This window comes from Parvimonas pharyngis (assembly GCF_046569675.1).
In the GTDB taxonomy this organism is placed as follows: domain Bacteria; phylum Bacillota; class Clostridia; order Tissierellales; family Peptoniphilaceae; genus Parvimonas.
Map to the genome: position 1 here is coordinate 47,925 of NZ_JBKICJ010000001.1, position 18,533 is coordinate 66,457.

Sequence of the window (18,533 nt, forward strand, 5' to 3'; positions counted from 1 at the left end):
ATGAAGAATATATTTGATACTATATTTCCAAAAGAAAAAATAACTTTAGATAATGGCAAAGTAGTTTTTAGACCGAGATCAAAAACTCCTTTAATAACAATAATCGTAATTGTATTGATGTATATATCAATAAGAGTAACAGATTTTAATTTTGAAGTTTTTAGCAATTTTGGAAACTTTTTTAATATTTTAAAAGGAATGATTCCACCAGATTTTAGTTATACTAAAGAGGTTTTGACTCCTCTTTTTGATACTATTAAAATGTCATTGATGGGTTCATTTTTAGGGGCGTTGGTTTCTTTACCAATTGCAATTTTAGCTTCTAACAATATAACGAAAAATAAATTTGTAAATGGATTTTTTAAATTATTTTTAAGTATTTTAAGAACATTACCATCTCTTGTTTGTGCTTTAATTGCAACTTATATATGGGGACTTGGAACTTTTGCAGGAACTGTTGCAATATTCATTTTCTCATTATCTTATGTTGGAAAATTATTATATGAACAAATTGAAACTGTTGATATGGGAGCATTTGAATGTATGGAGTCAATGGGTTTTACTAAATTCTATGCTTTTAGATATGCAATATTACCAGTTGTATTGCCATCATATATATCAACTTCATTATTTAACTTTGAAGGAAATGTAAGATATGCTGCAATACTAGGTTATGTTGGTGCTGGTGGTATTGGTATGATATTAAATGAAAAATTAGGATGGAGAGAATACTCCAAAGTTGGTACTATTGTATTTTTATTACTTTTAACTGTGTTTGTAATAGAAATTGTAAGTGAACATTTTAGAGAAAGGTTGGAGTAATGGAAATGAATAATACAAGAGTAGAAGAAAAATTAAATAAAGAGCCAAAATCATACACATATATTATTTCAGTTGTGGTGATTGTTTTAGGACTATTAGTATGGTCAGCGATGTCAATAAAAAAAGGTGAAGATGTTAAAGACTCAATGACTATTGCTAAAAATATTATAGGTGGAATATTACATCCGGATTTAGAATTTCTTTTTAGACTTGACAATAAAGGTGTTATTTACTTATTATTTGAAACTATGTGTATTGCATTTTTAGGAACAATAATTGGGGCAATTATATCAATTCCTTTTGCATTTATTTCTGCAAAGAAAATTGTTTCGAAATATGTAGCTGTAATAGGAAGGTTCTTTACAATGTGTGTTAGAACTGTACCTGCTTTTATCTATGGACTTATGTTTATAGGAGTTACAGGCCCTGGTGCTTTGGCAGGGGTATTTACAATGTCAGTTGTTTCAATAGGAATGGTAACTAAGTTATATATAGATGTTATTGAAGATTTAGATTTTGGTATTATAGAATCTCTTTCAGCGATTGGATGTACAAAAATCGAACAAATTAGATATGGTATTTTACCACAAATATATTCAAAGCTAATTTCAATTGTTATTTATAGATTTGATATGAATTTAAGAGATGCTTCAGTTCTTGGACTTGTAGGGGCTGGTGGTATTGGTGCACCATTAATTTTTGCAATGAACAATTATCGTTGGAATGAAGTTGGATCAATTTTAGTTGGAATCATAGTTTTAGTTCTAATAATAGAAGTATTTTCAAATAATGTAAGAAGAAAATTGGCGAGGGGATATTAATGGCTTTTAAAATTTTATCAACAACTGATGTTCATGGAAATATATTAGCATATAATTTTGTAAATTCATCTGTTGCAAATAAAGGACTTTCTAGATTTTCAACTTTTTTAAAAGAAGAAAGACTAAAAGGAAAAGTAATCTATGTTGATAATGGAGATATAAACCAAGGAACACCGTTGGTTACCTATGCTAATGCAAATTTAAAAGAGAATCTAGTTGCAAAAGCACTTAATCATCTTGATTGTGATTTTATAAATATTGGAAATCATGATTTTAACTATGGAAGTGAATTTTTATATAAATATGTTAAAGAAAACAATGCAAAATGTATTACAAATAATGTAAAGTATAAAAATGAAAAACTAGGTAATACAAATATTGTTGAAATTGACAATAAAAAAATTGCACTAATTGGGGTTGTAACTGATTATATTGACCATTGGGAAAATCCTAATAATCTTCAAAATCTTGAAATTTTAAATGTTTTTGAGACAGTTAAAAATTCAGTTCAAACTGTTAGGAATAAAGTTGATTATGTTATTGTATTCTATCATGGTGGTTTTGAGAGAGACTTGGAAAGTGGAGAACCAACTGAAAACTTAACAGGTGAAAATGTCGGATACGAAATTTGTGATAAAATTTCTGGAATAGATGTTTTGGTAACTGGACATCAACATAGAACTTTAAAAGGAAAAATAAAAGATACACTTGTAATACAATGTGGTGATGGATGCTCAACTTGTATGGAGATTGTATTTGATGAGAATATCTCAGTTAATCTAAAAGATATTTCAAATTTTGAAATTGATTTAGATATGGAAGAAAAGTTTAAAAAAGCTTTAAACGAAACTGAAAAATGGTTAGATATAGAAATTGGTAGTTGTAATAAAGAAATGTATATTTCAAATACTAAAACTGCACAATTAGAAAAGCATTCAATTACAAGTTTTATAAATAAAATTCAAAAGGAAACAATGGATGCTGATATTTCTGCTTGTTGTCTTTTTGAAGTAATGCCTGGTTTTGGTAAAAAGTTAAGATATAGAGATATTATTTTAAATTATCCTTTTCCAAATACTCTCGTTTTAAAAGAGATGAGTGGACAAAATATTTTAGATTATCTTACACAACTTTCAACATATTGGATTGTTAAAGATGATGAGATTGATATAAATCCAAAATTCTTATATCCAAAAAGAGAGATGTATAATTATGATTTGCTTGATGGGATAGAATATACAATGAATATTTCAAAGAGTGGAAAAAATTTTATATCCGATGTAAAAGTTGAAGGGGAAGATATAAATTTAGAAAAGAAATATAAACTTGTATTAAATAATTATAGGGCAACTGGGGGAGGTAATTTTTCACTTTTTCCTCAATTAAAGACTCTTAAAGAAGATACAAGAGATATAGGTGAAGTTTTAATTGATTATGTAAAAGAAAATAATTATGTTGAAATTGAGGATAAAAATAATATAAAATTAAAAATCGTTGAATAGAAAAAAGACTATTACAAGAAGTAATAGTCTTTTTTATTACAATTATTTAATTTCTAGATATACAGGACAGTGATCACTACCTAAAATGCTTTGATGAATTTGAGCATCAACAAGTCTATCATCCATATCTTTTGAAGTTAAGAAATAATCAATTCTCCAACCTGTATTTTTTTCTCTTGATTTTCCGAAATAACTCCACCAACTATATTCATTTTCTTTATCAGGATAGAAGAATCTAAAAGTATCAGTAAATCCACTATCTAAAAGAATTGACATTTTTTCTCTTTCTTGATCAGTAAATCCAGCATTTTTTCTATTTGTCTTAGGATTTTTTAGGTCAATTTCTTTATGAGCAACATTTAAGTCACCACAAACTATTACTGATTTTGTTTTATTTAATTCAAGTAAGTAATTTCTAAATGCATCTTCCCAAACCATTCTATAATCAAGTCTTAAAAGGTCTTGTTTTGAATTTGGAGTATAGCAAGTTACTAGAAAGAAATCGTCATATTCTAAAGTTATAAGTCTTCCTTCGTTATCATGTTCTTCAATTCCCATACCATATTTTACACTCAAAGGTTTATGTTTAGTAAAAATTGCAGTTCCACTATATCCCTTTCTTTGAGCATAATTATAGTAAGTTTCATATCCCTCAAGTTCAAGGTCAAGTTGTCCTTCACTCATTTTAATTTCTTGCAAACAAAAAAAATCTACATCAATATCATTAAAATAGTCTAAAAATCCTTTTTTAAGACAAGCCCTAAGTCCATTTACATTCCAAGAAACAAATCTCATTTTATCACCTCATAATTTTATTTAATCATACTACTTAATTATACCATAATTTTTAAAGTACAAACAAATATTTTTAGTTTGAATAATATTCTTCAGTTGAAAAAAAATACCTTTTGATGTAAAATATAATGTAATATATATTTAGGAGGACTTTATGATAGATTATAGAAAAGTTTATGAAGAATGGTTAAATAATGACTTTTTTGATGAAAATACAAAAAAAGATTTAGTTTCTATAAAAGATGATGAAGAAGAAATTAAAGATAGATTTTATAAAGTTTTAGAATTTGGAACTGCTGGACTTCGTGGAAAGCTAGGTGCTGGAACAAATAGAATGAATAAATATATGGTTTCAAAAGCGGCTCAGGCTCTAGCAAATACAATAATTGATCATGGTAAAGAAGCTATTGAAAGGGGAGTAGCATTAAGTTATGATGTTAGATATGGTTCTAAAGAATTTGCTGAACTTACATGCTCTATAATGGCTGGAAATGGAATTAAATCATATATTTATAAAGGAATAAGACCTACTCCAATGTGTTCTTATGCTATAAGAAAATTAAATTGTATTGCGGGAGTAATGGTTACTGCAAGTCATAATCCTCAAGCATATAATGGATATAAAGCATATTGGAAGGAAGGCTCTCAAATTCTTGATGATATAGCAAATCAAATTTCTGATCATATGCAAAAAATTGAAAAATTTGAAGAAGTTAAACAAATTCCATTTGAGGAAGCGTTAAAAAGTGGAATTGCAAAATATATTGATGATTCAGTAGATGAAGATTATAAAAATGAAGTTTTAAATTTAACTATAAATGATAATAATATAGACAAAGATATAAAGGTTGTATACACTCCATTAAATGGTGTTGGGAATCTACCTGTAAGAGAAGTGTTAAAGAGAAGAGGATTTAAAAATATATTTGTTGTTAAAGAACAAGAACTTCCAGATCCTGAATTTACAACTGTAGGATATCCAAACCCAGAAGTACCTAAAGCTTTTCTATATTCTGAAAAATTAGGTAAAGAAGTTGACGCTGATATTTTAATTGCAACTGATCCAGATTGTGATAGAGTTGCTCTAGAAGTAAAAGATAAAAATGGGGAGTATGTATTTTTAAATGGTAATAGAATAGGAGCACTATTATCATATTATATTTTCTCACAAAGACATGCTCTTAATAATTTACCTGAAAATCCAGTGTTAGTCAAGTCAATTGTAACAGGAGATTTATCTAAGACTATTGCAAAAAAATATGGAATTGAAACAGTTGAAACATTAACAGGTTTTAAAAATATCTGTGGAAAGACAAATGAATATGATGTTACAAAAGAAAAAAATTATGTTTTTGGATATGAAGAAAGCATAGGTTTCTGCTATGGAACATTTGTAAGAGATAAAGACGCTGTTGGAGCTTCTATGATGGTTGTAGAAATGGCTGCATATTACAAAAAACAAGGAAAGAGTTTATTAGATGTTTTAAATGATATTTACGAAGAATTCGGATATTATAATGAAAGACAAGTTTCTCTAGAACTTGAGGGAATAGAAGGACAACAAAGAATTGGAAGAATGATGGAAGACTTTAGGAATAATCCTATTAAAGAAATAGGAAAAATTTCTTTAGAAAAAATAATAGATTTTAAAGAAGGATATTTAGATTTTCCAAAACAAAATTGTCTTAAATATTATTTAAACGATGGATCTTGGTATGCTTTAAGACCATCAGGAACAGAACCTAAAATTAAATTATATATTTATACAATAGGTAAAACTGAAAAAGAAAGTATAGATAAATTAGATTTAATAGAAAAAGTGTGTAGAGAAAAAATGAATAATGTTAAATAAAGAAAAAGGTATGATAATTCATACCTTTTTTTATTATTAAAATCTAAATATAGTATTTGGTAAATTCTAAAATTAATTATACTGTTCTAAGATATTTGCTAATCCTTTCTTATGCCAAGAGGCTGCAATAGTAATTTTATTTACTCTACATTTTAATTCAAAATTTTCTCCACCAATAATTAATTGATATGAAAGTAATTTCTTTTTAAAATTTATACTTTTTATTCTATTATTAGTTATTAAAAAGCTAGATTTAGATTCGATTTTTCCCGTTAAATTATTCAAAGGCATAACAGCTATACCGTCTTCTCCAAAATGTAAAGCAATATATTTTGTAGTAAATATACCTCCAGTTCCAAAAAATAAACTTATTTTACTAGGCATAATAACTCCAACTATGGATTTATTATTAGAAAATTTCCAACCTTTATTCGTAATATATTCTTCTATATTTTTTTCTTTTAACATTATAAATTTATCCTTTCTAGAAGTTTTTTTGTAATAAAAAAACTAACAAAAGTTAGTTTTTAATATGGTGCCGGCAGTGGGACTCGAACCCACACACCCTTGCGGATAACAGATTTTGAGTCTGTCTCGTCTGCCAGTTCCGACACGCCGGCGTATTTAATTACTCGAATAGTATAACATAAAAGTAGAAAGATTTCAATAATTATATTTCAAATTTTTGTATAAAAATATTACAAATATTTTAACTAAATAGTTAATAGACTTTACTATTTAATAAAAATTTTGTATAATAGTAAAAATTATAATTTAATAGGGTAAAAATTTTTGCATAATTATAGGAGGAAATAATATGTCAAATTTAACAGTATTCGACCATCCAGTTATTTCACATAAGCTAGGATATTTAAGAGACAAAAATACGGGTGGAAAAGATTTTAGAGCTTTGATAAATGAAATTTCAATGCTTATGGCTTACGAAGTTACGAGAGATTTAAAAACTGATGAAGTAGAAATTGAAACACCATTACAAAAGACAAAGGTTAAAAGATTATCTGGTAAAAAGTTAGGAGTTGTTCCTATCTTAAGAGCTGGACTTGGAATGGTTGAGGGAATGTTAAATATTCTTCCTGCTGCTAAAGTTGGACATATCGGATTATATCGTGATCCTGAAACATTACAACCAGTTGAATATTACTGTAAATTACCTGTTGATGCTGAAGAAAGAGATTTTTTAGTTCTTGACCCAATGCTTGCAACGGGTGGTTCAGCATCTGATGCGATTAAACTTTTAAAACAAAAAGGATGTAAAAATATCAAATTAGTTTGTATCATTGCTGCACCTGAGGGTGTTAATGCAGTTCAAAAAAATCATCCAGATGTAGATATTTTTGTAGCGGCTCTTGATGAAAGATTAAATGAACATAGCTATATTATTCCAGGACTAGGAGATGCAGGAGATAGATTATTTGGAACTAAATAATTAATTGATTTAAAAAGTTGGACTTTTCTCCAACTTTTTTTATTAGATTATTAATATACTTTATAAATTTAATTATTTGTGATATAATTATCAAAGAAAAAAATTAGAGGTGATAAAAATGTTTAAAAATAAAAGAATTTTATTAGTAGCTTTACTATTTGGAATCTTTACTTTTACAGCATGTTCAAAAAAAGATATTAGTGAAGTATTAGAAAATGCTAAAAATGTTAATAACACTGTAAATTCATATTATTTAGTAAATGGAATTAGCAATGAAAGTACAGGAAAGTTAAAAACTCAGTTAATGAAAGCTCAGATATTTGTAGACCCTATCAGTAAAAATGTCTCTAAAGGGATAGCTGAAATTAATTACAATGGTCCTTCGAATGAATCTGATAATAATTATATAGCTAAAATGGTAGGAGATCAAAATAGAACTCTTATTTTAACTAAAATGATTGATGGTATAGAAGATACTTCTGAAAAAACTAATGTTACTTATAGTATAAATCCTGATTATTTTAAATTATTAAAAGGAATATATGCTTTTAATCAAAATGATTTTGAACTGGAAGAAAAAGACGATGAATACCTCATAAAATTTAAAGATGGTGCTAATTCATCTGATATATATAAGTTATTAGAGACAGAATATAAGTTAAAACTTGATAAAGTTACTCCAAATGAAGTTAAATTTTCTTTTGAAGCTGTTTTTATAAAGGACTCATATTATTTAAAAAGAATTCATTGGACAGCTGATTATTCTGGACAGAAAGGCTTAGTTAAAATTGAATGTACAACTTCTTATTCAGATTGGAATTCAGTTAACTTAGAAAAATAATTATTAAAATGTTACTCATTTATGAGTAACATTTTTTTATCCAACAGTGATTTTGTATATCAAAAAAATAAAATGGGTATAAATTAGTCAGGTGATAAATATGAATAATAAAAATGTAGTATTTATTGGACATGGATCACCAATGAATGCAATAGAAAACAATGAATTTAGTGAAAGTTGGAAATTTTTAAGTCGAAAAATAAAAAAACCAAAGATGATTCTTGCGATTTCTGCTCATTGGTATACTGATGGACAATTTGTAAGAACTGCAGAAAGTAATGAACAAATTTATGATATGTATGGTTTCCCAAGAGAACTATATGAAATTAAATACGAACCAAAAAATGATGTTGATTTTGCAAAAAGAATAATATCTGAACTTGATGTTAAAGAGGATAATTCATGGGGGATTGATCATGGGATTTGGAGTATATTATGTAAAACTTATCCTTCTGCAGATATACCTGTTGTAATATTAAGTGTTGATAAAAATAAAAGTCCAAGAGAACAATATGAGTTTGGAAAAGAATTAAAAAAGTTATTGAATGATGATATAGTAGTTGTGGCAAGTGGAAATATAGTCCATAATTTACAGTTAATAGATTATAATAAACAAGATGGATTTAACTGGGCTAATAAATTTGATAATTTTATTAAAGAAAATATTATTAATAAAAATATTGAAGCAATAGTAAATTTTAATAATAACATTTTTGATTATAGACATTCTGTCCCGACTCCTGAGCATTTCTATCCTTTACTCATTGCGTTAGGATGTGCACAAGAATATAAGCAAGTAGAAATATTTAATGAAGGATGTTCCCTAGGATCTATTTCAATGACAAGTTATATTTTTGAAAGCTAAATTGTGTAATATTCCAATTAAATTGTATCTTAAATTTAGTAAAATGTATTGAATTATATGATATTTTATGTTATAATTTTTGGGTATGTAAATAGAAAATAATATATTTTTATATAGGAATTAGGAGGGATATGTATGAATACTAAATTAGTATCAAGAGATGAAAAGAAAGTTGTTTTTACATCAGAAATAAGTCCAGAAGCGTTTGAAGCTTCAATAAATAAAGTTTATAATAAAATGAGATCAAGATTTAACATTCCAGGATTTAGAAAAGGAAAAGCTCCAAGAAAAATTATTGAATTAAACTATGGAGAAGGAATTTTCTTTGAAGATGCTGTTAATGAACTATTACCAGATTTATTTGAAGAAGCTGTTAAAGAATTAGAATTAAACAAAGATATCTGCGGAATGCCAAAGATTGACATTGAAGAATTTGATAAAAACAAGGCTATTGTTATCAAATTTGAACAAGAATTAAAACCAGTTCCAGAATTAGGAGATTATAAAAATCTAGTTGCTGATGATGTAAAAATTGAAGTAACTGATGAAATGGTTGAAGATAGAATTAATAAAGAACGTGAAAATAACGCAAGAATAGTTTCAGTAGAAGATAGACCAGTTAAAGATATGGATACTGTAAATATTGATTTTGAAGGAAGCGTTGAAGGTGTTCCATTTGATGGTGGTAAATCAGAAAATTATGATTTAGTAGTGGGATCACATACATTTATTCCAGGATTTGAAGAACAATTACTTGGAAAGAATATTGGAGATAATGTTGATGTTAATGTTGTTTTCCCTGAAGAATACCACTCAGAAGAATTAAAAGGGAAAGAAGCACTTTTCAAAGTAAAAATAAATTCAATTAAAGAAAAACAACTTCCAGAATTAGATGATGAATTCGCAAAAGATGTTTCAGAATTTGATACATTGGAAGAATACAGAGCAGATATTAAGAAAAATTTAACTGAAGCAGCAGAAAGAAATGCATTAGTTCAAAAACAAAATAATGCGATTGATGCTCTTATAGAAAGTTCAAATGTAGAAGCTCCAGAATCTATGATAAATGAAGAAGTTGATAAAGCTTTTAGAGATTTTGCAGGTAGAATTAGACAATACAATATGGATTTAGATAATTATTTCAAAATGTTAAATACTACAGAAGAAGCAGTTAGAGAACAATTAAGACCAGAAGCTACTAAGAGAGCTAATGCTGAACTTGTTATTGACGCTTTTGCAAAATTAGAAAATATTGAAGTATCTGAAGAAGAAATTGATAAAGAAATTGATGAATTCGGAAAGAATATGAAAGTAAAAGATTTTGAAGAATTCAAGAAGGAATTAAAATCAGGAGAAGGTCTAGAAGGTATTACTGCAAGTTTAATTAGAAGAAAAGCGGTTGATCATTTGGTAAGTCTTGTTAAATTCCAAGAACCTAAAAAAGAAACTGTTGAAGAATAATTAGTTAAAATATAGCTTGCGTTTTGTTAAGCTATATTTTTTATTAGGAGGTAGTTATGGCACTTATACCTATGGTAGTTGAACAAACTAATAGAGGAGAAAGGTCTTATGATATTTATTCAAGACTTTTAAAAGAAAGAATTATATTTTTAAGTGGAGAAGTGAATGATCAAATGGCAGATTTGATTGTTGCACAACTTTTATTTTTAGAATCAGAAGATCCTAAAAAAGATATTCAAATATATATAAATAGTCCAGGTGGTTCTGTTAGCGCAGGACTTGCAATCTATGATACAATTCAATACATTAAACCTGATGTAAGTACAATTTGTATTGGTCGTGCTGCAAGTATGGGAGCATTTTTATTAACGTCTGGAGCAAAGGGAAAAAGATTCGCTTTACCAAATGCTGATATTATGATTCACCAACCATTAGGAGGAGCTCAAGGACAAGCTGAAGATATTAAAATTCAAGCTGAAAAGATACTTCAAGTAAGAGCAACTTTAAATGAGATATTAGCAAAAAGAACTGGACAACCACTTAAAAAGATTGAAAAAGATACAGATAGAGATTTCTATATGACTGCTTATGAAGCAAAAGAATATGGAATTATTGATGAAGTAATTGAAAGTTAAGGAGTTAATTTTGGAAAAAAAGATTACAAGATGTTCTTTTTGTGGAAAAGAAGTTGAAGAAGTAGATCAAATTGTAAGCGGGATTAATGCAAATATTTGCAATGAGTGTGTTGAGATTTGTCATTCTATGCTTGAATATCAAGAAAGAACAAAGAAAAGAGAAAGCTTAGAAAAATTACCAACTCCTATAGAAATAAAAAATATTTTAGATGAATATATTATTCAACAAGATAATGCTAAGAAAGCATTAAGTGTTGCTGTGTACAATCACTATAAGAGAATTAATAGAGATGTAGAAAGTGAAGTTGAAATTCAAAAGTCTAATATTTTACTTGTTGGACCTACAGGAAGTGGGAAAACTCTTTTAGCTCAAACTCTTGCAAAAGTTTTAGATGTACCTTTTGCAATAGCAGATGCTACTACTTTAACAGAAGCGGGTTATGTTGGTGAAGATGTTGAGAATATAGTTTTAAAATTAGTTCAAGCAGCTGACTATGATATAGAAAGAGCTGAAAAAGGAATAATATATATTGACGAAATTGATAAAATTACAAGAAAGAGTGAAAATCCTTCAATAACTAGAGATGTTAGTGGAGAGGGTGTTCAACAGTCTCTTTTAAAAATAATAGAAGGTACAGTTGCTAATGTTCCTCCTAAGGGAGGAAGAAAACATCCTGATCAACAATATATTCAAGTTGATACAACTAATATTTTATTTATTGTTGGAGGAGCATTCCAAGGAATAGATTCAATTTTAAAAGCCAGACTCGAAAAAAAATCAATGGGATTTGGCGCAGATGTTAAAACGGATAAACTTGATGATTTTTCTGAAATAATTAAGAATTTAAGACCGGAAGATTTACTAAAATATGGATTAATACCTGAATTTGTAGGTAGAATACCAATGATAGTAACTTTGGAAAGTTTAAATGAAGATTCTTTAATTAGAATTTTGGAAGAACCTAAAAATGCATTAATAAAACAATATAAAGAACTTTTATCTATGGATAATATTGAATTAGAGTTTGAAAAAGATGCAATAAAAGAAATAGCTAAAATAGCTCTTGAAAGAAAAACTGGGGCTAGAGGTTTACGTGCTGTTATTGAAAGTGCTCTCCTAGATACAATGTTTACATTACCTTCAGAGAAAGATGTAGAAAAATGTATTGTTACAAGAGATGTTGTTTTAGGTAAATCAAATCCTGTTTTAATATATAAAGAAAGTACAAAATAAAGGAAAAATATTTATGAGTAATATAAAGTTTAATATTGAAGAAAAATTAAATAGACCAGTAATAGCTCTTAGAGGGCTTTGGATTTATCCATACTCAGTTGTTCATTTTGATGCTGGTAGAAAAAAGTCTATAGATGCAATAGAGTCTGCTTTAAAAAAAGATTCAATTTTAGTTGCTTTTACACAAAAGGATATTAGGACAGAAGATCCTAAGTCTGAAGATTTATATGAAATGGGAACTGTTGTTATCGTTAAACAAATTTTAAAAATGAATAATGGAATTACAAGAGTTTTAGCTGAAGGTATATGTAGATGTAAAGCAAAGAAGATATACGATGATGGGAAATTTTTAACAGCAGATGTTCAAGAATTCTATTATGATGAAGTTTCTGAAGAAGTTGATTCAGAATTATCAACTTTAAGAAATATGGTAGAAGTAGCATTTCAAGAATATACTGCAAAGAAAAGACATTTAGATGTTGATACTGAAGTAAGTGTTCAAAATTCTTCAAATATGGACAAGTTTACAAATAATGTAGCTAGTTATATTATGAGATTAACAGATGATGAACATTACGAAAACTTTAAGATTTTTGATATGAGAGAAAGACTTGAAAAGTTGTATGAAACTTTACAAAACTCTATTGAATTATCATTTCTTGAAGAGAGTTTGTCTAGAAAAGTGTCTTCAAGATTAAATAAAAATCAAAGAGAATATTATTTAAGAGAACAACTTAATATAATAAAAGAAGAACTTGGAGATGGTGAGGACCTTAGCTCTGAATTGGATGAGTATGCAAATACTATAATGAGTTTTGGATTTGATGAGAACATTGAAGAAATGTTATTTAAAGAAATTAGAAAACTTTCTGAAATTCCATCAGGTTCTCCTGAGGGAAATGTAATAAGAAGTTATCTTGATAAAATAGTTTCACTACCATGGAAAAAATCAAAAAAAGAAAAATTAGATGTAGCATATACTAGAAAAGTATTAGACAAAGAACATTTTGGACTTAAAGATGTTAAGGACAGAATTGTTGAGTCAATAGCTTTAAGAAAGATATCAAATAATCAAAAGGGTTCAATTATATGTTTAGTAGGGCCTCCAGGTGTAGGTAAAACGTCAATTGCTAGATCAATAGCTAAGTCCTTAAATAGAGAATTTGTTTCTATGCGTCTAGGAGGACTTCATGATGAAAGTGAAATAAGAGGACATAGAAGAACATATGTAGGAGCAATGCCTGGGAAGATATTAACTCTTTTAGAACAATGTAAGGTTAATAATCCTGTAATGTTACTTGATGAGATAGATAAAGTTTCTAATGATTTTAGAGGGGATCCTTCTAGTGCTCTACTAGAGGTTTTAGATCCTGAACAAAATAATAAATTTACAGATAATTATATAAATATCCCTTTTGATCTTTCAAAAGTTATGTTTATAACAACTGCAAATACAACTTCTACAATTCCATCACCTTTACTTGATAGAATGGAAGTTATTCCGGTTTCTAGCTATACTTATGACGAAAAAGAAAAAATAGCTATTAATCATTTAATTCCAAAAGAATTTAAAACTTTTTCAATTAATAAAAAAATGCTAGATATAAAACCAGAAGCGGTTAGAGATATAATTAGATATTATACTAGAGAATCTGGTGTTAGAAATTTAGAAAGAATGATAGAAAAAATTATAAGAAAAGCAGCTGTCATTTTGGTTTCTAAGGATAGTAAAAAAGTAACTGTTAGTTCAAAAAATCTAGTTGATTTCTTAGGAAAAAGGAGATTTCATGATGATGTTCTTGAAAAAGAAGATAGAGTTGGATTGGTAAATGGTTTAGCATGGACAGAAGTCGGAGGAGAACTTTTAACAATTGAAACTGATATTGTTAATGGTACTGGAAAAATTCAACTAACCGGACAACTTGGTGATGTTATGAAAGAATCTGCTATGACTGCAATTTCTTTTGTTAGAAGTAAGGCTGAGAAATTTAATATTGATGAAAATTTCTATAAGGAAAAAGATATTCATATCCATGTTCCAGAAGGAGCTGTTCCTAAAGATGGTCCTTCAGCAGGAATAACAATGACAACAGCTATAGTTAGTGCTCTAACAAATAGGAAAGTAAACAGACAGTTTGCAATGACAGGGGAAGTTACTTTAAGAGGTAGAGTTTTAGCTATAGGAGGTCTTAAAGAAAAGATACTTGCAGCTAATAGATATGGAATAAAAAATATAATAATTCCAAAAGAAAATGAAGTGGATATTGATGAAATTCCTGAAGAAATTAGAGAAACATTGAATATATATACTGTTTCAGATGTTTGTGAAGTATTAGATTTAGTTTTAGAAAAAGAGGTGTAAAGTGAAAATAATCTCAAGTGAATTAGAGCAAATTGCCGCGATTGTTTCACAGTATCCTAATTCAGATTTAAAAGAAGTTGCCTTTGCTGGTAGAAGTAATGTGGGCAAGTCAAGTTTTATAAATGCTTTTATAAATAGAAAAAATCTTGCAAGAACCAGTTCTAAGCCTGGGAAAACTAGAACGGTAAATTTTTATAAAATAAATAATTCATTTAGATTAGTAGATTTACCGGGATATGGATTTGCTCAAGTTTCAAAAAGTGAAAAAGAAAAATGGGGAGTTATTATAGAAACCTATCTTTCAAATCGAGAAAATTTGTGTGAAGTTATACTTGTAGTTGATATTAGGCATGCCCCGAGTAAAGAAGATGTGCTTATGTATAATTGGCTTTTAGAATATGGTTTTACAGGCTATGTTATTGCTACAAAAGCTGACAAAATATCTAAAGGTCAATGGAATAAACATATAAAAATAATAAAGGATACACTTAATATAAAAGATGGTAGTTTGATTTTACCATTTAGTTCGGATTCTAAAGTTAATTTGGAAATGATTCATCAAAAAATAGAAGAAATTTTAATGGAATAATAAAATTAAGGATAGAGATTGTTCAATAGTCTCTATCTTTTTTATTACAACTAATGTTTGTTTTAAGAAAAAAATAATAAATTATATTTAATAGTTATTATTTATTTAAATCCAATTAATATAAAATAGTGAAAATTATTGACAAATTAGTCTGTTGTATATATAATTAGAGTGACTATCAAAAAAATTGTTTTTTTGCTACATTTGCATGGGGAAAACTTAGTTTATTTTTTAAAAGATTGATTTCATTAAATTGATACTATTAATTAAACAGAAGCTTACAATGCATTTATTAAAAAATTTTTTAGGAGGAGAAGAAATGAAAGAATTTTTAAGAAATTTAAAAAAACCATTATTAACATTTATGTTAATGTTAGCTGTGTTGCTTCCTATTATTTCTAGTGTATTTATTAATGCAGAGGATAATATTTATGAAGCTTACACAAAGCCAGGTGAATATCCAGCAACTGATCATATTAAGAATCCAATATATATTAGACCAGAAGGATCAAATGAAAAAGGAATTGTTGGCTATTGTTTTAATGATCATAGATCATTCCCAGAAAGTTTGAATTCACCAAGAAGAATTAAGTACACTAAAGAGCTTGGAACTGCTGAAAGATTTGAAGAACTTGCTGATACTGAAAGAGTTACTGGTGAGGACCTTTATAATGGATTAGTAAGAGTTATTTATAATGGATTTCCAAATAATAAATCAGGAATAAAAGAAAAATATGCTTTAACCGATGGACAATTTAGACAAATAACTCAATTTGCTGTTTGGTACTATACAGATAAGTACAATATGCCTAATAGAGATACGAGTGGAAACAATTATACTCAAAATGAGAAAGATGCATTTAATGATTTAGTTAATAGTACAACTGAGATACCTGCAGGATTAAAGCTTGATATTTATAGAAGTAAAAATGCTGATTATCAAAACTTACTAAGTGGTCATTTTCAGGAATCTGAAAAAGTAGAAGTTGAGTTTAGTAAGGTAAAATTAGGTGGAACAGAATTAGCTGGAGCAAAGATAGAAATCTATAAGGGAACACAAAAAGTAGAAGAATGGACAAGTGGAGCAACAAGTCATAAAGTTCAACTTGAACCAGGAGAATATAGATTCCATGAAGAAGCAGCACCAGAAGGATTTTTAGCAGTGACAGACTTTACATTTACAGTAAAAGCAGATGGAACTGTAACACTTGGAGCAATAGCACAAGGGGAAACAGTAGTAGCAGAAAATGGAAAAGTAACAGTAACTGACAATGCTAAACCTGACCCACAACCAACAACAAAAGAAGTTGAGTTTAGCAAGGTAAAATTAGGTGGAACAGAATTAGCTGGAGCAAAGATAGAAATCTATAAGGGAACACAAAAAGTAGAAGAATGGACAAGTGGAGCAACAAGTCATAAAGTTCAACTTGAACCAGGAGAATATAGATTCCATGAAGAAGCAGCACCAGAAGGATTTTTAGCAGTGACAGACTTTACATTTACAGTAAAAGCAGATGGAACTGTAACACTTGGAGCAATAGCACAAGGGGAAACAGTAGTAGCAGAAAATGGAAAAGTAACAGTAACTGATAATGCTAAACCTAACTTACAACCTGGTCCAAAACCTGGTCCAAAACCAGAACCTAATAAACCTAATGTTGAGAAAAATTCAAAATTACCAAAAACAGGAATTACTCAAGTTAGTTCTATAGTAGTTGCTATTATATCAGGTATTAGTATTATTACTGTAAAAAGAAGAAATAAATAATTATTAAAAAGTTAGGATTTTTTCCTAACTTTTTTTGTTAATAATCTTTATTATTTTTAAAATATGTATTGAAATATAAATATTATTGTGATACTATGATTGTGTTATAAATTTTTAATTATGGAGGGAATATTTTATGATTACAAACGAAATGATGAAAAATTTTAAAGAACGTTTTGAAAGTGATTTAACAAGTAAAGTTATTTCAAATGCTATTGCAAAAAACGGTATAGAAGCAAGTTCTTTAAATAATGATGCTTTAAGATTTCATAATTTTAAGTTTTCTAATAGTGTAAAGAAGGCGTCTATTACAAACCAAAAACAATCTGGACGTTGTTGGATGTTCTCAGGTTTAAATGTATTAAGATTAAAAGTGATTGAAAAACTTAATCTAAGTGATTTTGAATTTTCACAAGTATATTTATTTTTTATGGATAAAATGGAAAAATCAAATAACTTTTTAGAAGTAATGATTGAACATATTGACGAACCTATAGGTTCTAGACTTATGGATAGTTTATTATATCTTGGTGCAGATGATGGTAATTATTTTGAGTGTTTTGATGGTTTAATTTCAAAATATGGAATTGTTCCAAAGTCTGTAATGCCTGAAACTTTTAGTTCTTCTAATTCTAGTGCTTTTGTTGAACAAATTAATCTTAGACTAAAAAGAACTGCAATGAATATGAGAAAAGCTCATTCAGATGGAGCATCAATTGAAGATTTAAAGAAAATAAAAGAAGAAACTCTTTATGAAGTTTATAATATATGTACAAAAACTTTAGGAAAACTACCTGAAACTTTTGATTTTGAGTATACTGATAAAGATAATAACTTCCATAAAGTTAATAATTTAACTCCTAAAAAATTCTATGAAGAATATGTTGGAGATTATTTTACGAATAAAGTCGATTTAATTGAAGATCCTAGAGGTATATATCCATATGGTAAAAAAATAGAATTAAAATATTTTAAATCAGTTAGAGAAGCTAGTCCAGTTGCTTCATTAAATGTTCCTCAAGAAGAAATCAAAAAGGCAATAATAGAATCAATAAAGTCTGGAGAAGCAGTGTGGTTTGCTTGTGATGTTATGAAAAACTGTGATAGAAAACTAGGTATAATGGATAAAGACTTATTCAACTATGATGAGACTTTAACAGAACTCGGCGAGTTTTCTAGAGCTGATAGAATTGATTATAGATGTACAGATTTAACTCATGCAATGACATTTGTAGGCGTTGATTTAGATGAAAATGGTAATCCTATTAAATGGCAAGTTGAAAATTCTTGGGGAGATGAACTAGGAGATAAAGGAATTTTTTCAATGAGTGACTCTTGGTTTAATAATGAAAACATCTGTGCAATTGTTGATAAAAAATTTGTTGATGAAAAATGGTTAAAAGGTTTAGAAGAAGAATCTATAAAGATTGAACCATGGGAACCATATGCAATGATGTTAAGAAGATAAATTTAAAAGGAATTACTAAGTTATTTCTTTTTAAAAATTATTATTAAAAAAGTTTTTTATATAATAATTAT

Annotated in this window: 16 protein-coding genes and 1 tRNA gene; 14 read left to right on the top strand and 3 right to left on the bottom strand. The window is 27.8% G+C overall.

The window, feature by feature from the left end:
* The 3 genes from phnE (ACLGL0_RS00215) to ACLGL0_RS00225 are packed head-to-tail and all read left to right on the top strand — an operon-like array spanning position 1 to position 3,145.
* Positions 1 to 822 carry a phosphonate ABC transporter, permease protein PhnE gene (gene phnE, locus ACLGL0_RS00215; protein WP_411013209.1) on the top strand — a complete coding sequence of 274 codons (822 nt, stop codon included), beginning with the start codon at positions 1 to 3 and terminating at the stop codon, positions 820 to 822.
* Positions 823 to 827: 5 nt separating this feature from the next.
* The gene (gene phnE / locus ACLGL0_RS00220) at positions 828 to 1,643 is read left to right on the top strand and encodes a phosphonate ABC transporter, permease protein PhnE (RefSeq protein WP_411013210.1); all 816 of its coding nucleotides are present in this window, start codon (positions 828 to 830) and stop codon (positions 1,641 to 1,643) included.
* Positions 1,643 to 3,145, top strand: a complete 1,503-nt coding sequence (locus tag ACLGL0_RS00225; protein ID WP_411013211.1) for a bifunctional metallophosphatase/5'-nucleotidase — start codon at positions 1,643 to 1,645, stop codon at positions 3,143 to 3,145. The genes phnE (ACLGL0_RS00220) and ACLGL0_RS00225 overlap by 1 nt, the downstream gene beginning before the upstream one ends.
* A gap of 42 nt (positions 3,146 to 3,187) precedes the next feature.
* Here ACLGL0_RS00225 and ACLGL0_RS00230 read toward each other — a convergent pair whose 3' ends face one another.
* Positions 3,188 to 3,940, bottom strand: a complete 753-nt coding sequence (locus ACLGL0_RS00230) for an exodeoxyribonuclease III (RefSeq protein ID WP_411013212.1) — start codon at positions 3,938 to 3,940, stop codon at positions 3,188 to 3,190.
* 157 nt (positions 3,941 to 4,097) lie between these two features.
* Between ACLGL0_RS00230 and ACLGL0_RS00235 the strand changes: the two genes are divergently transcribed.
* A complete protein-coding gene (locus tag ACLGL0_RS00235) occupies positions 4,098 to 5,792 on the top strand; it encodes a phospho-sugar mutase (RefSeq protein WP_411013468.1) in 1,695 nt (564 codons plus the stop codon).
* 72 nt (positions 5,793 to 5,864) lie between these two features.
* Here the strand turns inward: ACLGL0_RS00235 and ACLGL0_RS00240 are convergent, their stop codons facing one another.
* Both ACLGL0_RS00240 and ACLGL0_RS00245 read right to left on the bottom strand, forming a co-directional pair.
* A complete protein-coding gene (locus ACLGL0_RS00240) occupies positions 5,865 to 6,260 on the bottom strand; it encodes a hypothetical protein (protein WP_411013213.1) in 396 nt (131 codons plus the stop codon).
* 65 nt (positions 6,261 to 6,325) lie between these two features.
* Positions 6,326 to 6,412, bottom strand: a tRNA-Leu gene (locus tag ACLGL0_RS00245).
* 197 nt (positions 6,413 to 6,609) lie between these two features.
* Between ACLGL0_RS00245 and upp the strand changes: the two genes are divergently transcribed.
* From upp to ACLGL0_RS00295, 10 genes are all read left to right on the top strand, one after another.
* Positions 6,610 to 7,239 (top strand): uracil phosphoribosyltransferase, encoded by a 630-nt coding sequence (gene upp / locus ACLGL0_RS00250; protein ID WP_314557391.1) that lies wholly within the window; start codon positions 6,610 to 6,612, stop codon positions 7,237 to 7,239.
* Positions 7,240 to 7,357: 118 nt separating this feature from the next.
* The gene (locus tag ACLGL0_RS00255; RefSeq protein WP_411013214.1) at positions 7,358 to 8,080 is read left to right on the top strand and encodes a hypothetical protein; all 723 of its coding nucleotides are present in this window, start codon (positions 7,358 to 7,360) and stop codon (positions 8,078 to 8,080) included.
* Between the two features lie 100 nt (positions 8,081 to 8,180).
* Positions 8,181 to 8,945 (top strand): 4,5-DOPA-extradiol-dioxygenase, encoded by a 765-nt coding sequence (ygiD, locus tag ACLGL0_RS00260; RefSeq protein WP_411013215.1) that lies wholly within the window; start codon positions 8,181 to 8,183, stop codon positions 8,943 to 8,945.
* A gap of 135 nt (positions 8,946 to 9,080) precedes the next feature.
* A complete protein-coding gene (gene tig, locus ACLGL0_RS00265) occupies positions 9,081 to 10,406 on the top strand; it encodes a trigger factor (protein ID WP_411013216.1) in 1,326 nt (441 codons plus the stop codon).
* Between the two features lie 56 nt (positions 10,407 to 10,462).
* On the top strand, positions 10,463 to 11,041 hold the full coding sequence (clpP, locus tag ACLGL0_RS00270) for an ATP-dependent Clp endopeptidase proteolytic subunit ClpP (protein WP_233055420.1): 579 nt from the start codon (positions 10,463 to 10,465) through the stop codon (positions 11,039 to 11,041).
* A gap of 10 nt (positions 11,042 to 11,051) precedes the next feature.
* Entirely contained in the window at positions 11,052 to 12,275 is a 1,224-nt protein-coding gene (gene clpX / locus ACLGL0_RS00275; protein ID WP_314557399.1) for an ATP-dependent Clp protease ATP-binding subunit ClpX, read from the top strand.
* A 13-nt stretch (positions 12,276 to 12,288) separates the two neighbouring features.
* On the top strand, positions 12,289 to 14,637 hold the full coding sequence (gene lon / locus ACLGL0_RS00280; RefSeq protein WP_411013217.1) for an endopeptidase La: 2,349 nt from the start codon (positions 12,289 to 12,291) through the stop codon (positions 14,635 to 14,637).
* 1 nt (position 14,638) lies between these two features.
* Positions 14,639 to 15,226 (top strand): ribosome biogenesis GTP-binding protein YihA/YsxC, encoded by a 588-nt coding sequence (gene yihA / locus ACLGL0_RS00285; protein WP_411013218.1) that lies wholly within the window; start codon positions 14,639 to 14,641, stop codon positions 15,224 to 15,226.
* Between the two features lie 319 nt (positions 15,227 to 15,545).
* On the top strand, positions 15,546 to 16,994 hold the full coding sequence (locus tag ACLGL0_RS00290; RefSeq protein WP_411013219.1) for a thioester-forming surface-anchored protein: 1,449 nt from the start codon (positions 15,546 to 15,548) through the stop codon (positions 16,992 to 16,994).
* 136 nt (positions 16,995 to 17,130) lie between these two features.
* Complete coding sequence (locus ACLGL0_RS00295) at positions 17,131 to 18,462, top strand: C1 family peptidase (RefSeq protein ID WP_411013220.1); 1,332 nt, start codon at positions 17,131 to 17,133, stop codon at positions 18,460 to 18,462.
* Positions 18,463 to 18,533 lie beyond the last annotated feature (71 nt).

Coding starts and splice junctions, on each gene's coding strand:
- phnE (WP_411013209.1), top strand. CDS start 1: ATGAAGAATATATTTGATACTATATTTCCAAAAGAAAAAATAACTTTA.
- phnE (WP_411013210.1), top strand. CDS start 828: ATGAATAATACAAGAGTAGAAGAAAAATTAAATAAAGAGCCAAAATCA.
- ACLGL0_RS00225 (WP_411013211.1), top strand. CDS start 1,643: ATGGCTTTTAAAATTTTATCAACAACTGATGTTCATGGAAATATATTA.
- ACLGL0_RS00230 (WP_411013212.1), bottom strand. CDS start 3,940: ATGAGATTTGTTTCTTGGAATGTAAATGGACTTAGGGCTTGTCTTAAA.
- ACLGL0_RS00240 (WP_411013213.1), bottom strand. CDS start 6,260: ATGTTAAAAGAAAAAAATATAGAAGAATATATTACGAATAAAGGTTGG.
- upp (WP_314557391.1), top strand. CDS start 6,610: ATGTCAAATTTAACAGTATTCGACCATCCAGTTATTTCACATAAGCTA.
- ACLGL0_RS00255 (WP_411013214.1), top strand. CDS start 7,358: ATGTTTAAAAATAAAAGAATTTTATTAGTAGCTTTACTATTTGGAATC.
- ygiD (WP_411013215.1), top strand. CDS start 8,181: ATGAATAATAAAAATGTAGTATTTATTGGACATGGATCACCAATGAAT.
- tig (WP_411013216.1), top strand. CDS start 9,081: ATGAATACTAAATTAGTATCAAGAGATGAAAAGAAAGTTGTTTTTACA.
- clpP (WP_233055420.1), top strand. CDS start 10,463: ATGGCACTTATACCTATGGTAGTTGAACAAACTAATAGAGGAGAAAGG.
- lon (WP_411013217.1), top strand. CDS start 12,289: ATGAGTAATATAAAGTTTAATATTGAAGAAAAATTAAATAGACCAGTA.
- ACLGL0_RS00290 (WP_411013219.1), top strand. CDS start 15,546: ATGAAAGAATTTTTAAGAAATTTAAAAAAACCATTATTAACATTTATG.
- ACLGL0_RS00295 (WP_411013220.1), top strand. CDS start 17,131: ATGATTACAAACGAAATGATGAAAAATTTTAAAGAACGTTTTGAAAGT.